The organism is Alicyclobacillus hesperidum subsp. aegles (assembly GCF_027923525.1).
Classification (GTDB): domain Bacteria; phylum Bacillota; class Bacilli; order Alicyclobacillales; family Alicyclobacillaceae; genus Alicyclobacillus; species Alicyclobacillus aegles.
The window spans coordinates 210,739-224,975 of sequence record NZ_BSBJ01000049.1; the positions used below are offsets into that span (position 1 = coordinate 210,739).

The window sequence follows — 14,237 nt, forward strand, 5'->3', positions numbered from 1 at the left end:
GATGTTCGAGGTGGCGCAATGAGAATCTTGATTACTGGCGGAGCCGGATTCATTGGTAGTAACTTCATTCGCTATATGCGGTCTTCGCATCCGGAAGACCAGATTGTCAATATTGATGCTTTAACCTACGCAGGGAACTTGGATAACCTTAGGGACGTAGACGCAAAGCAGTATGCATTTGTTAAGGCCGATATCACAAATGCGAACGAGATTGAGCCGCTCGTTGAGCAAGGCTTTGATGTAATTGTCAACTTCGCGGCGGAGTCACATGTAGATCGGAGTATTCTGGATCCAAGCGCGTTTGTGCGAACAAATGTCATGGGGACACAAGTCCTTCTCGACGCGGCGAAAAAGTACGGCGTCAAAAAGTTCGTCCAGGTGTCAACAGACGAGGTCTACGGAACTCTCGCCCCAGATGATGATGCTTTCACGGAAACGACGCCTATACAGCCAAACAGTCCCTACTCCGCAAGCAAAGCTAGCGCAGATCTGATTGTGCGCGCTTATCACGAGACCTATGGGATGGATGTCAATATTACCCGTTGCTCCAATAACTACGGTCCTTACCAGTTTCCTGAGAAGTTAATTCCGCTCATGATCATCAACGCTCTTGAGGACAAACCGTTACCTGTGTATGGCGACGGACAGCAAGTTCGCGATTGGCTCCATGTCTGGGACCACTGTGCTGGCATTGATCTTGTCATGCGCCAAGGTAAAGGTGGAGAGGTGTATAACATTGGCGGGAACAACGAGCGGACTAACCTCGACATTGTGCGAACTGTCCTGAAGTATTTGGGCAAGCCTGAGTCTTTGATTCGTCACATCGCGGACAGACCAGGGCATGATCGGCGCTATGCCATCGACGCACGCAAAATTCGTGCCGAGCTTGGTTGGAAGCCACGCTACACATTTGAATCGGGTATCTCCGAGACTATCGAGTGGTATCTCAATCATCGCGAGTGGTGGGTCGCGGTGCGTGATGGTACGTATCGGAACTATTACGAGAAGATGTACGGTGCCCGATTGGGGGAGAGCCGCTTTTGAGAGTACTTGTGACGGGTGCGAGTGGACAACTGGGTAAAGAACTTGTTCGCTATCCTCAAAGGAATGGTGTCGAAGTCATTGGGCTTTCGCATCAGGAGATGGATATCACGGATATCACGTTGGTTCGTTCGAAAGTCCGTGAGTTGCAACCGGATGTAGTCATACATGCGGCCGCCTATACGGCTGTGGACTTGGCGGAGTCGGATCCTGAAAGTGCGTATCGGGTGAATGCATTGGGGACGCGAAATGTGGCGATAGTCGCGGAGGAAACGGGAGCAAAGTTGTGCTACATCAGTACAGACTATGTATTTGATGGGGATGCCGACGGTCCATACGGTGAGTATGACAATACAAACCCTACATCCGTCTATGGCAAGTCGAAACGCGCTGGAGAATTACTGGTTCAAGGCTTGTCCACCCGGTGGTTTATTGTTCGTACTTCATGGGTATTTGGCTGCTATGGCGGTAACTTTGTGAAGACAATTTTGAAAATGGCCGAGCAACTCGAGCGCTTAAAAGTTGTGGCGGATCAAACTGGCTCACCAACGTATACGAAGGATTTATCTCGTTTCTTACTAGATCTTGTAGCGACTGAGGCTTATGGAGTTTACCACGCTACAAATAGTGGCCAGTGTTCATGGTACGAGTTCGCGGAAGCCATTTTGAAGGAGGCGGGTCTGCGAACACCGGTCGTTCCGTGCACGACCGATGAATTTCCAAGGCCGGCCCCAAGACCGAAATATTCGGTTTTAGGTCAGACAATGCTCATCGCCTCTGGGTTCGAGCCTTTACGGCCATGGCGTGATGCACTACAGGCCTTTATGCAGGAGTGGAGGGAGGTCTATTATGAAAAGAATTGAGACGGGGATTGAAGGCGTGTTTCTGATAGAGCCCGATGTGTTTGGCGACGGGCGTGGCTTTTTCACGGAAAGTTACAATCGGAAAGGATTTTCATCACTGGGTGTAGACGAGGATTTTATTCAAGATAACCACTCGTATTCGGCTGTCGCCGGAACAGTGCGAGGCTTACACTATCAATTACAACCCGCAGCGCAGACAAAGCTGGTACGTGTCGCACAAGGTGCCATTTATGATGTAGTGCTCGACATCCGTCGCCACTCCTCAACGTTTGGCCGCTGGGTTGCAGTGATTTTGACTGCAGACAATCACAGGCAGCTTTATGTGCCGAAAGGCTTTGCGCACGGATTTTGTACGCTTGTCCCCAACACACACGTGATGTACAAGGTTGATTCTTATTATTCACCCGAACATGACCGAGGCATCCTATGGGACGACCCGGATCTAGGTATTCCATGGCCTACGACGAAGGCGGTACTGTCAGAAAAGGATGCAAAACACCCGCGGTTTTGCGAGGCGGAGATGAATTTCTGATAGAGCGTTCAGTATAACACTCTGCTTAACTGGTTGTGCTGGGTATGCTCTTTGCTTCTCACTCCCCGCGAGGCCTGTCATATAGGGAGTCGGGGGAGTGTCGTGGGGCAATTGGCACATATGCGCACTTCCAGCAGTCTAGTGTTCAGTGCACTCTTTTCAAGCAGATAGCCTCGGCACTTGGGGTAGCGAGAAGGTTAAGGCGCCCAACCACAAGCGGATTAAATCTTGGGCATCGTCGCCACTAAGCCGACAAGTGGCCACCCATCTGTGAACCCAACGCAATCCTCCTTGATAGGTAATGACTGGCGTGATATATTCGGTGGCGATCATTTATCTCTCGTACATATATTTTGATTTTAAGGGGGGCGCTGTATGGGAGTGCGTTCTTTGCCGTCATTCCTAGCCGTCGGGATTACACTCGGATCCTTGACTTATGTGCCTGTGACGATGGCCAATGTACAGACTAGGGCAACCGCTACTTTGCAAGTAGGATCGTACACAGCACACGTGCAAACCGTCGTCGCCAAAGATGGGAAAGTTACAACTACCTATATGCCAATATGGTATCTCCTGCAGGGGCTGAAGTCACTCGGTCTTGATGCAACGTGGGATGGTGTTAGTCACACACTTAACATTACAACTCCTGAAGGTATGCCTGTTGGTTCCGGGCAGAGTGCAGCCGGCACCGGGTCGACTCGTGTTTTGCTCAACGGTAAGCTGATTCACCGCCTTAATTCATTGGTTGCTATCGATCCGTCCTCAAAAAAACCTACTGTATTCTTCCCAATCTGGTATTTCACCTTTTTAACGACTCAGCTCAACTTGTCTACAGCTTGGAATGGACATGTGTGGTCTTTGCAGCCGAAGGGTGCGTTTCCAAAAATACTAAACCGAAATCAATCTCTCGGTGATGCTGCATCTCCAACCGATGTCAATGGAAATGTCATTGTCCTTGGTACCAACACGCGCATTCAAAATGCACGGATTAACGGGAATGTGTATTTAAACCCTGGATCGAATGGCGATGTTACTTTGAAGAATGTTACGGTCACAGGGCAGATTGTTGTAGAATCCGGTGCTACTCACTCTATCCATCTGGACGGTGTCGCTGCGCCGCAACTCGTCGTAGCGAGCTCTAGCCCTGTTCATATCGTGGCGAATGGTGGGACCGCTATTCAGACGACTGAGATTGGGCCAAGTGAAAAATACGCTGTATCCTTGGATAATGCCAGTGGTACGCTTGGTGACTTGCTGATAGAGTCCGCACCATCGATTATGCTTTCAGGTACGACTCCCTTTCCCGATGTAATTGTCGCGGCCAGTGCCAATGTCGTTGTGCAGCCTGGCACTCAAGTCAACAATGTCCAGGTATCCGAAAGTGGTGCGGCGGTTACTGTGCAGCAAGGTGCCAGTGTGACAACCGTGAATGTAACTGGAAAAGCTTCTGTAAATCTAGTTGTGAACGGCAACGTAGGGACCATTGCGTCGACGAGTGCTACGGTCACCGTGGTTGGAACGGGTACGGTTAGCGCTGTGCAAGGAACGGGTGTGCAGGGATCCCTGCCCGGGCTTCCAAGTGCGACAAGTCCAAGTACGGCAGGAACCAGTGCGTCAGGAACAAGTGCATCGGGAACCAGTACATCAGGAACCAGTACATCAGGAACCAGTACATCAGGAACCAGTACATCAGGAACCAGTACATCAGGAACCAGTACATCAGGAACCAGTACATCAAGTGGACAGAATGCAACAACTGAACCATTGAAGATTGCGCAAGTAGATCCGGGTGCTCCACCGGAAAATGGGCTGCTGGCTACGCCCGTCCTTTCTGTCAACAACAATATCGTGAGTTGGTCTCCTGCGCTCGACGCAACGTGGATAGACATGACACTGAAAACTGCGGGCGATCCAGCTCAGACGTACAACGTGCAGACGTTGGCGAGTGATGGATATCTAGATTTGTCTGGTGCCGCTCCATCTGGTAATTATCAGTTACAAGCGCAGTATGCGGGGAACGTTGATGGTATCCCCTACGGAAATAGTCTGCAGTCCCAGGCAACTGGGGTCAGCGTCAATCCGACTTCAATGCCCGGCGCGAACTACGGCGGATCGAGTGGGGCTACCTACGTTTCCGCGTATCAAGCACCTACATTCGATCCATCTTCACTTATTGTAAGTTGGATTCCAATGGGTGGTGCTTCCATGTATTTTATTCAAGGCAACCCGCAATCATCAGGAGGATCAAGTTGGGAGAGTGGTGTTCCAACAGATTACGTCACTTATCAGAATGGTGAGTACAGCTGGAGTATTGCAGGTACGCCGATTCAGTCTGGCGACTACAGTATTCAGGTGTCTGGTATTTCGTCATCTGGATCAGTTGTCGCCCAAACGTATGGGACAGCGGCCAACATTCAGGAGATTGATGCGCCTATTGGTGGAACTCTGAGAGAAGACGCCGACGGAAACCTCACGGTGTCTTGGAACCCAGTTCAGGGAGCGAGCGTATACAACATTCAGCTTGTTGCGCAAAACCCGTCGGATTCAAATAATCCGTATGAGGCCGGTTTTTGGTCGACATCGACGTCTTATACATTCAGCGCTGACGATGTTAAGGAACTTGCACAGATGACGAATGGGCAAGGAGGAAACTTTACGGTCAGTGTTATTGCTCAAGGACCGGGTTATGCGGCGTCACAGTCGTCGGTCGTGGGCAGCGTGTACTTTGTTCCTAATTATTGATATTACCGTTACCACTTTAGTGATCACGCGGTAATGTGGACCAAGCAATGACCTTCTAGGCACTCTATGCTACAATTTGATAGAACGATTGCTGGTGTCTGTATGTCCTTCATACAGACACGTTTTGTTGTAGTGGTATGGAATGTCTACGTGGCCCAAATCATCACGGACCAACGGAGGAGATAGGATGAAGAAACGAGCAGCGTTTGCTTCAGTTGGATGCATGATTGCTTGTATTGTAGCGTTGTCTGGGTGTGGACAAACTAATACTGCGTCTTCGAACAATAGCACAAATTCGAAAGTGACGGCTAAGTTGACCAATCCAAACGAGACGGCTGTTACACACGGCAACAACCTTATAACGGGATCGAAAACCATTGCCGGGAAGGCTAATCAACAGCATCTGGTCCAAATTGCGCAAAAGGATGTTAAAAGCTACAAAGCGCAGTTGACGGCGGCACAAAGCGCGCTAATGAATGGCGATGCGAGTACGGCTATTACGTATTATAAACGGGCAGCCGCGTTGCAGCCGAACTCGGGTGAGGCATTAACGGCAATTGGGAATGTGTATCGCATTCTGAAGAACGATGTAAAGTCTGCAATCCCATATTACGAGCAGTCCACCAAGGTTGATCCGAGTTACGCGTTTGGCTGGTATCAACTGGCCGCAGCAGAAGCCAAGTTAGGAGATGTATCAGCCGCAAAATCGGTGATTGAGACAGGATTGAAAAAGGTCAAATCGTCCGATCCGGCCTATGCTACCTTACAATCTGAACTACAAACTTTAGAAGGCGGCCAATCCGCAAGTAAAGCGAATAGCAGCAAGTGATGTTCGCGTGATCGAAGCTTTGCCCTAACTGCATGTAACCGATGTGGTTAGGGCAATCTATATTTCGGTGTGGAATGATTAACCAGAACCCCCGTACTCTCCTCCCTACTCTCGAAATCTAGTTGTAGGCCGGTCAAAAGCAAACCATGCGAAAGTATGGGACGCAAAGCTAGAGGGGCTTCATCCAGGTGGATGATGCCAGCCAGTTGCCCGCTTGGGCCCAATGACCGCCAATCGACCTTTTCGGGAGGATTTCAGACATGGGCCGCTTTACAAAGAAATCTATGATGTCTATCGGAGCTGCAGCGATTGTCATTGCTTCTGCCACATCGGTCGCATACGCCGCAACGCGGGGTGACGTACATCGCGCGCATCCCGGACATGGACAAGGCTGGACATGGTCGGCGGACACCGATGCCAACGCTACATCAAATGTCATCGTCGGAAATTCCACGGCAAGCGTCTCTACGAGTGCCAACACCACGGCGAATACGAGTGGAGATGACGCACATGGCCACGGCAAGTGGCAAGCTAAAGATGACAAGCGGGATGCAAAGGATCAGCAGAAAAAGCGTGATGACGATAAGCAACCCGTGATTCTGATGCAGGCTGCAAACCGGCTGACGGCGGAGACGAATGTGAAGATTGCCCAGGCGCATGGGCAGCTTGAGCGTGCCATTGCCAAAGCGAAAGGCAATCAAGCAGCCATCACGGCGGCTATTGCCACGTATGAAGCACAGGTGCAACAAGCGCTCGCGCAACTCGAAGCCAATTGGAGCAAGGTGGAAGGTACCGCTCAGGCGTCTGGCAGCACAAACACAACTGGCGGCGTGACAGTCAGCACATCAAATAGCACGAGCAACGCAACCACGTCTACGAGCAACAACACGAGCACCACAAGCAATACGACGGCGAACAGCACAGGTGGCGTAACGGTGACCACGACCAACTCGACAGGCAACACCGCCACCAATGCGACGGACGCGTCAAATGGCACAGGCAACTCAGCAGGTTGATGGATAGTCACAACTGAATGTCATGTGGATGACTTGGCACTGACTCTTCCCTATCACAACAACCATGACCTCACCCGCACAGGCGGGTGGGGTTTTGTTATGATGAAGGACGCATGAGGAAAGAGCGTCGTCCAAGTAAAAGAGAAGGGTATGGTGCAGGCGATGGCATTGATTGATGCAGCGCGCAACATGCTGGTAAATGCGATGGGGTTGCAGGCGGGCGAAACGTTAGTGATTGTCTCAGATGGAACACGGGACGCGATTTGCCGCAGTTTATGGCAGGCCGGGAAGGATATCGGTGCGGAATCCATCCTTGTGGAGATGGAGCCGCGCGCGAAAAACGGAGCAGAGCCGCCGGCGGCGGTTGCGGCAGCCATGGCTGCGGCGGATGTGGTGGTCTGCCCGACATGGAAATCACTCACGCATACGCAGGCGCGAAAACGGGCCTCCGACGCGGGGGCGCGCGTGGCCACGATGCCGGGCGTGACGGAGGATATGTTTGAACACGGCCCGATGACGGCAGACTTTTCCGCGGTCGCCGCATTGACGCATAAGGTGGCCGAGCGGCTGACGAGGGCGCGGGTGGCACGGATCGAAAAAGACGGTGCGGTGTTCACCTGTTCTTTGGCGGGCAGGCACGGCATTGCGAGCACGGGTGTCTATCGCAATCCAGGGGAAGCAGGGAATGCACCATCCGGCGAGGCGTATCTCGCGCCGGTGGAAGGGACGGCGACAGGGGAGTTGGTCGTGGACGGATCGCTGGCGGGCATCGGGCTTGTGCAGACGCCGGTGCGCCTTACCGTGCGCGAGGGGTTGCTTGTCGCGGCGGAGGGTGAGCGCGCGGACGAGTGGCTTACGATGCTCGGAGACACGCCCGCTGCCCGAAACGTCGCGGAACTGGGTATCGGCACGAATGATAAAGCGCGGCTGACGGGTGTGATTCTTGAAGATGAAAAGGCCTTAGGCACGGTGCATGTGGCCTTTGGCAGCAACGCGACGTTTGGCGGCACTGTGGAAGCGGGAGTGCACTTGGATGTCGTCATGCTGGCGCCGACGCTGTATCTCGACGACGAACTGGTGATGAAAAACGGAAAACTGCTTGTGTGAGACATGACCTTGCGGATTATGGTATGAGGCGAGTGGTGCCGAGCCTCGTGCGCCAGCTACAATCGCCCCATCTCGTCTGTGGTCTCATAAGACGCATGGGGCGCCGCTTGTCCCAAACGCTGCTGCACGATGAAGACCATGACGGCCATCGCGCACGCGCCCATCGCCACCCAGAGAATCGGGGGGAGGCCAGCGTGATCGAACAAGGTGCCAAAGAGTATGGGGCCAATGAGGCGGCCGCCGCTGCCGATGCCTCCGGCTACGCCGAGATAAAAGGCGGCATGCTCTCGTGCGGTCGTGGTGACGAGCGCGGGGATGGTGGGGGCGATAAGCATTTCGCCGAGCGTGGCAACCACCATGCCCACCATGAGCAACGCATAGGTCGCGTGGGTCGCCAAAATGAGCGCATAGGCACAGCCATAGAGGATAGCGCTTGCAGTGAGCCGCGACGCGAGGGATTGTGTGAGCCGCCGATTGATGAAGCTGGTCACCGGCTGCCCGACGAGGATGACAATCCCGTTCACGGTCCACAGCAGGCTGTACGAAGCGGGCGATTGCCCTGCCTGATTTAAGTAGGGGGCGACACCGGAGTTCCAAGCGGACGTCGCCAAGTTCACGAGCATGGAACCGATGCCGACAAACGCGTACAAATGGTACCGTGTAAGCAGCAGGATGGGGCTTTGCTGGCGTGTAGCGCCAAAACCCGCCTGCCAATCCGCCAACTCGTCGTTGGAGAAGCGGCGCATAAATACGGCCAGAAAGCCGGCAAACATCAGCGTGGATAGGCCATTGATGAGAAACGTAAAGGAAAAGGAGATGGACGCAAGAATCCCTGCGAGCGTCGTGCCGATGGCCACACCCACGTTGTTGCTGACGTACATGACGTTGAAAAGCCGCGTGCTCACCGCCCGCCACCTTTGGCCGACGAAGCCGTTGACTGCGGGCATCGTGATGGCAACGAGAAAGGCGTTGACGGTCATGGCGGTGACATAGGATGGCCAGGTGCGCGCGAAGATGATGCTCCACTGCGCACAGCCGGTCAACACGAGCGAGCCGATGATGAGCTTGCGGGGGCCAAGGCGAGCGTAAAGCGCCCCGCCCATCACCTGGCCGACGATGGTAGCCAGCGATTGAAAGAACAGTGCAATGCCGGCATCTGCATAATTGCGGTGTAAAACATTGTGCACATAAATAGTTGTCAGGGGCCAGATGAGGGCACTGCCCATCGAATTGAATAGACTGGCAAGGACAAACGCATAGGACTCTTTCGGAAGAGGCTGTGCGTGGGTCTGGCTGTGTGAACGATTCATGCGTGTGGGCTCCCACTTACAGGATTGACACCCCGTCTTGTCTCATGGGCGCCAGATTCCAAGTTAGCGTTTGTTTACAGTAAGCGCAATGGGTCATAGGACCTATGTATCTGGCTTTGCTGGATTACCCAGGCTGCGCATAACGGAAAGATGTGACGGGCGTGGATATGGGTAGATGTGACTTCGCGGCGGGCTAGTAGTGATATAATTGGTTAAGAATGGGGGGCTCTACAGTGCATCATCTTCTTAAGCAACAATATGACCTGATTCGTTCCACAAGAGAGGCGTTGTTTGTCTTTTTAGAATCCATTCCGTTGCGAGATTTGCAGGCTCCAGTTTCCGGGTTCGGGAGCGGAAGCATCATAAAAACGTATATTCATGTCGCAGATTGCTACCTGTATTGGCTAGGTGCATTTGCATTACGGCAGCATGATTTTTCTTTCGCGTCGGATCATGAGGTGACAAACTCGGACGTTCAAAGGGTTCGTGATCGCTTCGAACTCGTGAATGAAACGGTTGACCATTTTTTGCAAGTCTATCATTCCAAGTGGGATGCACACGTGCAAAATCACGTTCGATGGCAAGAGACCCCGATAACAACCACGCCGTTATGGCTGCTGACGCATACGGAAACGCATGAGTTCCATCACAAAGGCCAAATTGTGGCGATGGCTCGACAACTTGGTTACGTCCCTCCAGATACAGATTTGGTTTTGGGATAGAGTGCGCGAATGATGAGTCATAAAGGCCCTCGAAAAGGTTGGCTTTCGTGATGAGGGGTTCTCGGAATATGATCTCAACATCAATGGGACATGGGAACACCATAACATTTACAGCGTTACCCGCGAATATTGGGGCTCTTAGCTTAGGACGTTTATAGGGTTGGTTTACTGCACGTAAGGGCCGCATACACAAGTAAGGCATTTCCTGAAGTTTGGTGCTAGAGGAAGAGCCGTACATCGTGGGAGCCGCATATGTGTAGGCCGGAAAAATGGCCCATACGTTGGGATGTTGCGTGTTTGCGCCTATTTCTAGCGTTTACGGTGGATTGACACCCTCGTTGCCGCCAGCCTATAGTGATTATATGAAACCGATTTCATATGACTTCCGCAGACTGTGCATATCCATGAGTTTGCGAGGAACGGAGTAAGAGACACCGAGAGGGTGAATGTCCGATGAAGGATAGCCGTCGGCGGCCGACCATCGCGGATGTCGCGAAAGCAGCGGGCGTATCAAAGACAACCGTGTCTCGCTTTCTCAGCGATCAAGCCGAATACATCGCTGAGGAAACCTATCGCAAGATTGAGCAGGCCATTCAAGGCTTAAACTACGAGCCAAGCCAAATGGCACGCGGGTTAAAGGCCAAGCAGAGCAGGCTCATTGGCATCATCGTCGCGGACATCGCCAATCCGTTTACGACAGCCATCCTCCGCGGAACCGAGGACGTCTGCCACAAACACCACTACAGCTTGCTCGTGTGCAACTCGGACAATGATCCCACCAAAGAGCAAAACTATATCCGTACGCTTCGCTCACACCATATCGATGGTCTCATCCTTCATACGACGGGGTACAACCAAAGCATGCTACTCGCCTTGCAAAAGGAAAAAACGCCCGTCGTACTCCTGGATCGCGAAGTAAACGGAATGCATGTCGATCTCGTCGGCATGGACAATACCCAAGCGACATATGATGCTCTAGATTACCTCGTTCGCCAAGGGTATCACAGCATTGCCTATGTGACAGCGCCCACCGCCGACATCAGCACGCGCATTGAACGAGTGCAAGCCTTCCACTCATTTATTGCAGAGCGCCATGTAGGGGAGGAGAGCGCCGTCTTCCAAGTTGTCGACGACTCGTCATTGCTTGATTTCCTTCAAGCATTTGTCAGTCGTAAGACGGCGACTGCCAAGGCCGTCTTTACGGGCAACGCCGTGATATTGCTTAAGGCGGCATTAGCCATACAGAGTCTCGGCTACCGCATTCCAGATGACATCGCGCTCATCAGTTTTGATGACCCAGACTGGGCGCAAATTGTGGGGATCAGCACCATATCGCAGTCCGCCTACGAGATGGGCGTGACGGCCGCAGATCGCCTGATTGCGCGGCTCGCTGGAGATGCGGGGGAGCCACGGCGCTTTTACGTAGCGGCCACGCTACAGGAGAGAGCTTCAACTCCGAAGGTTGCCACGGGGCAGTCCATGCGCACGCACTCGTCAAATAGGCAGGCAATCCATAGCGAATGAGTTTCTCGCGCCAGTGTGGAACCGATACCATATGCCATCTCGCTATACACGGCCGCTTCTGGATGTACGCGAAACGCTTAAAGGGGGTGAGTCAGCATTCGATTCGCGCATGCTCGAAGATGTGGAACATGTCACGCAATCAGCGCATGCCAAGTGCAGGGGTGAATCATCTTTCAAGAAGGAGAGATGTACATGGAGCAACAGTCGCTGCCAGGCTCAAGGTGGTCCCGGCTCATTCCGGTGATTTTCATCACGTACAGCCTGGCGTACCTCGATAGGTCAAACTATGGATTGGGTGCGGCGGGTGGATTAAAGCAGGCCTTGCATATGAACGCGGCATCGTCATCTTTATTGGCATCCCTATTTTTTCTCGGGTATTTTTTCTTTCAAGTACCAGGTGCGCACTATGCAAAGAAGTACAGCGCAAAAAGACTGGTATTTTGGGCACTCATTTTGTGGGGCATCTTCGCTTCGTTGCAAGGCGTGATCACCAATCTGCCGTTGCTCTACGTAGACCGATTTTTGCTCGGCGTTGTTGAAAGCGTTGTCATGCCCGCGATGCTGATCTTCATCAGTCATTGGTTTACAAATGGTGAACGATCACGCGCAAATACGTTCTTAATCCTTGGCAATCCCATCACGGTCTTATGGATGTCGGTCATTTCGGGATATCTGATTCAATGGTTTCATTGGCAGGGCATGTTTGTGATTGAAGGCGTGCCCTCCATCATATGGGCGTTTATTTGGTGGGCAGTGGTCAAAGACAAACCAGAAGAGTCCAGGTGGCTGAGTGCGGCGGAGAAGCAGGCTGTCGCGGCAGCGCTTGCGGCGGAACAAGCAGGCATCACCCCTGTGCGGAACTATCGCGAGGCGTTCACCTCCCGACCCGTTGTCTTGCTCAGTCTGCAATATTTCTTCTGGAGCATCGGCGTCTACGGCTTCGTTCTCTGGTTGCCGTCGATGATTAAGGCGGCTTCGCATGTGGGCATCGTAAGCACCGGTTGGTTATCTTCCGTTCCGTATCTACTTGCCGCCATTTTGATGATGATAACGTCATTTCTGACGGATCGCCGGCCGAGTACCCGCAAGGCGTACGTCTGGGTTTCCTTGCTCGTCGGCGCGGTGGCCTTTTACCTGTCCTACGTTTCCGGGTCTGGGCATTTCACCACTTCCTTCATTCTTCTTGTCATCGCCGGCGGCGCCATGTACGCACCGTACGGTCCGTTTTTCGCAATTGTTCCCGACCTTTTACCGAGCAATGTCGCGGGCGTCGCCATGGCGCTCATCAACTGCATGGGGGCCTTGGGCTCGTTCGTGGGATCCTATTTCGTTGGTTACCTGAACAACGTAACAGGCGGGCCGAATGCATCCTACATCTTCATGGCACTGTCGTTGGTCGTTGCCGTCCTGTTGACGATGGCGGTTCGCGCTCGCAAACCAGGTGCGGGCATCGAGCAAACCATGCCGGGACAGCAGATTTCTAAATAGGTAGAGCTGCCTAGCAAAAGGTGGATTGCGCAAACAATAAGGTGCGAAAGGGCTACCCCAAGGCCGAAAAACGCTGGAACGGGGTAGCCTTTTTGTGTGAGCCTGCGAAAATCGCGGCTATGTGTTCTGGCACTTTGAGTGATTAGGCGAGAAACGCCTTCTCACGCAGGCGGCCAATCTCCGCCGCGTGCCAATCAAGGCGCTTTTCCGTTAGGGCGTATGCCCCGTCCATTCGCTTCAAGGTTTGTTGCACGGTTTGCATGTCACGAGTCAAGGTGGCCACGTTACCATCGAGGTTGTAGACTTGTTTACTAAGATTGGTAACTGTGTTTGTAAGGCCGTCCATCCGAACAGTGAGATCATCGACGCGAACGGTGAGCTGATCCATCCGAACAGTGAGATCATCGACGCGTTCGGTGAGCTGATCCATCCGAACAGTGAGATCATCGACGCGAACGGTGAGCTGATCCATCCGAACGGTGAGACCATCGACACGTTCGGTGAGCTGATCCACGCGAACGGTGAGACCATCGACGCGTTCGGTGAGTTGGTCCACGCGGACAGTGAGATCATCGACGCGTTCGGTGAGCTGGTCCACGCGGACAGTAAGATCATCGACGCGTTCGGTGAGACGATCCACGCGAACAGTGAGATCATCCACGCGAACAGTAAGATCATCGACGCGATCCGTCAAATGATCCACCTTGTTGGACAATTGCTGAAACTGCACTGTCAGATCTGCTTTCGTATTTCCAACAAGGTGAATCAGGTCCTCTATCATGCGCTCCATTCGATCAAAGCGCTCTTCCATCATAGATCCTCACTTCCTGTACAATGGCGTTTCGTTTGCTTGCCGCTCATCTTAGACGATGCCTTGCTCCTTGACCAGCCAATATTGTGTGATTTCTTTAGATCTTGTAGATCCTATCGCGCACTGTAACGTGGACGGATGCTTAGTTTCGCTAGCCACTGGCATTGTTGCCGTCTCTTCTGACTTGTCATAGGGCGTAGATGGGAGTAAGATGGCCTGAGGAAAACGCCGCGAAATGCGGTTTTCAGCCTT

Annotated in this window: 12 protein-coding genes and 1 riboswitch; of the genes, 10 read left to right on the forward strand and 2 right to left on the reverse strand. The window is 52.8% G+C overall.

Annotation, left to right across the window (positions count from 1 at the left end; translation table 11 throughout):
• Positions 1-18: 18 nt before the first annotated feature.
• The 7 genes from rfbB (at position 19) to QMF38_RS10760 (ending at position 8,130) form a co-directional block, all read left to right on the forward strand.
• The gene (rfbB, locus tag QMF38_RS10730) at positions 19-1,044 is read left to right on the forward strand and encodes a dTDP-glucose 4,6-dehydratase (RefSeq protein ID WP_281759423.1); all 1,026 of its coding nucleotides are present in this window, start codon (positions 19-21) and stop codon (positions 1,042-1,044) included.
• The gene (gene rfbD / locus QMF38_RS10735) at positions 1,041-1,904 is read left to right on the forward strand and encodes a dTDP-4-dehydrorhamnose reductase (RefSeq protein ID WP_058094332.1); all 864 of its coding nucleotides are present in this window, start codon (positions 1,041-1,043) and stop codon (positions 1,902-1,904) included. The genes rfbB and rfbD overlap by 4 nt, the downstream gene beginning before the upstream one ends.
• The gene (gene rfbC / locus QMF38_RS10740) at positions 1,891-2,436 is read left to right on the forward strand and encodes a dTDP-4-dehydrorhamnose 3,5-epimerase (RefSeq protein WP_281759424.1); all 546 of its coding nucleotides are present in this window, start codon (positions 1,891-1,893) and stop codon (positions 2,434-2,436) included. Before rfbD ends, rfbC begins: the two co-directional genes overlap by 14 nt.
• A gap of 375 nt (positions 2,437-2,811) precedes the next feature.
• On the forward strand, positions 2,812-5,178 hold the full coding sequence (locus QMF38_RS10745) for a hypothetical protein (RefSeq protein ID WP_281759425.1): 2,367 nt from the start codon (positions 2,812-2,814) through the stop codon (positions 5,176-5,178).
• 187 nt (positions 5,179-5,365) lie between these two features.
• Positions 5,366-6,007, forward strand: a complete 642-nt coding sequence (locus QMF38_RS10750; protein WP_058094328.1) for a tetratricopeptide repeat protein — start codon at positions 5,366-5,368, stop codon at positions 6,005-6,007.
• Positions 6,008-6,135: 128 nt separating this feature from the next.
• Positions 6,136-6,221, forward strand: a riboswitch (cyclic di-GMP riboswitch).
• Positions 6,222-6,267: 46 nt separating this feature from the next.
• A complete protein-coding gene (locus tag QMF38_RS10755; RefSeq protein ID WP_058094327.1) occupies positions 6,268-7,023 on the forward strand; it encodes a hypothetical protein in 756 nt (251 codons plus the stop codon).
• Positions 7,024-7,185: 162 nt separating this feature from the next.
• Entirely contained in the window at positions 7,186-8,130 is a 945-nt protein-coding gene (locus tag QMF38_RS10760) for an aminopeptidase (RefSeq protein ID WP_281759479.1), read from the forward strand.
• A gap of 56 nt (positions 8,131-8,186) precedes the next feature.
• Here QMF38_RS10760 and QMF38_RS10765 read toward each other — a convergent pair whose 3' ends face one another.
• A complete protein-coding gene (locus tag QMF38_RS10765; protein WP_058094326.1) occupies positions 8,187-9,440 on the reverse strand; it encodes an MFS transporter in 1,254 nt (417 codons plus the stop codon).
• A gap of 218 nt (positions 9,441-9,658) precedes the next feature.
• Between QMF38_RS10765 and QMF38_RS10770 the strand changes: the two genes are divergently transcribed.
• From QMF38_RS10770 to QMF38_RS10780, 3 genes are all read left to right on the forward strand, one after another.
• The gene (locus QMF38_RS10770; protein WP_390854485.1) at positions 9,659-10,162 is read left to right on the forward strand and encodes a DinB family protein; all 504 of its coding nucleotides are present in this window, start codon (positions 9,659-9,661) and stop codon (positions 10,160-10,162) included.
• Positions 10,163-10,615: 453 nt separating this feature from the next.
• Positions 10,616-11,686 carry a LacI family DNA-binding transcriptional regulator gene (locus tag QMF38_RS10775; protein WP_058094324.1) on the forward strand — a complete coding sequence of 357 codons (1,071 nt, stop codon included), beginning with the start codon at positions 10,616-10,618 and terminating at the stop codon, positions 11,684-11,686.
• Between the two features lie 192 nt (positions 11,687-11,878).
• Complete coding sequence (locus QMF38_RS10780) at positions 11,879-13,174, forward strand: MFS transporter (protein ID WP_281759427.1); 1,296 nt, start codon at positions 11,879-11,881, stop codon at positions 13,172-13,174.
• Positions 13,175-13,316: 142 nt separating this feature from the next.
• On the opposite strand, the gene QMF38_RS10785 is transcribed toward QMF38_RS10780, so the two are convergent.
• Positions 13,317-13,988: a coiled-coil domain-containing protein gene (locus tag QMF38_RS10785; RefSeq protein ID WP_281759428.1), complete on the reverse strand. Its 672-nt coding sequence runs from the start codon at positions 13,986-13,988 to the stop codon at positions 13,317-13,319.
• Between the last annotated feature and the right edge of the window lie 249 nt (positions 13,989-14,237).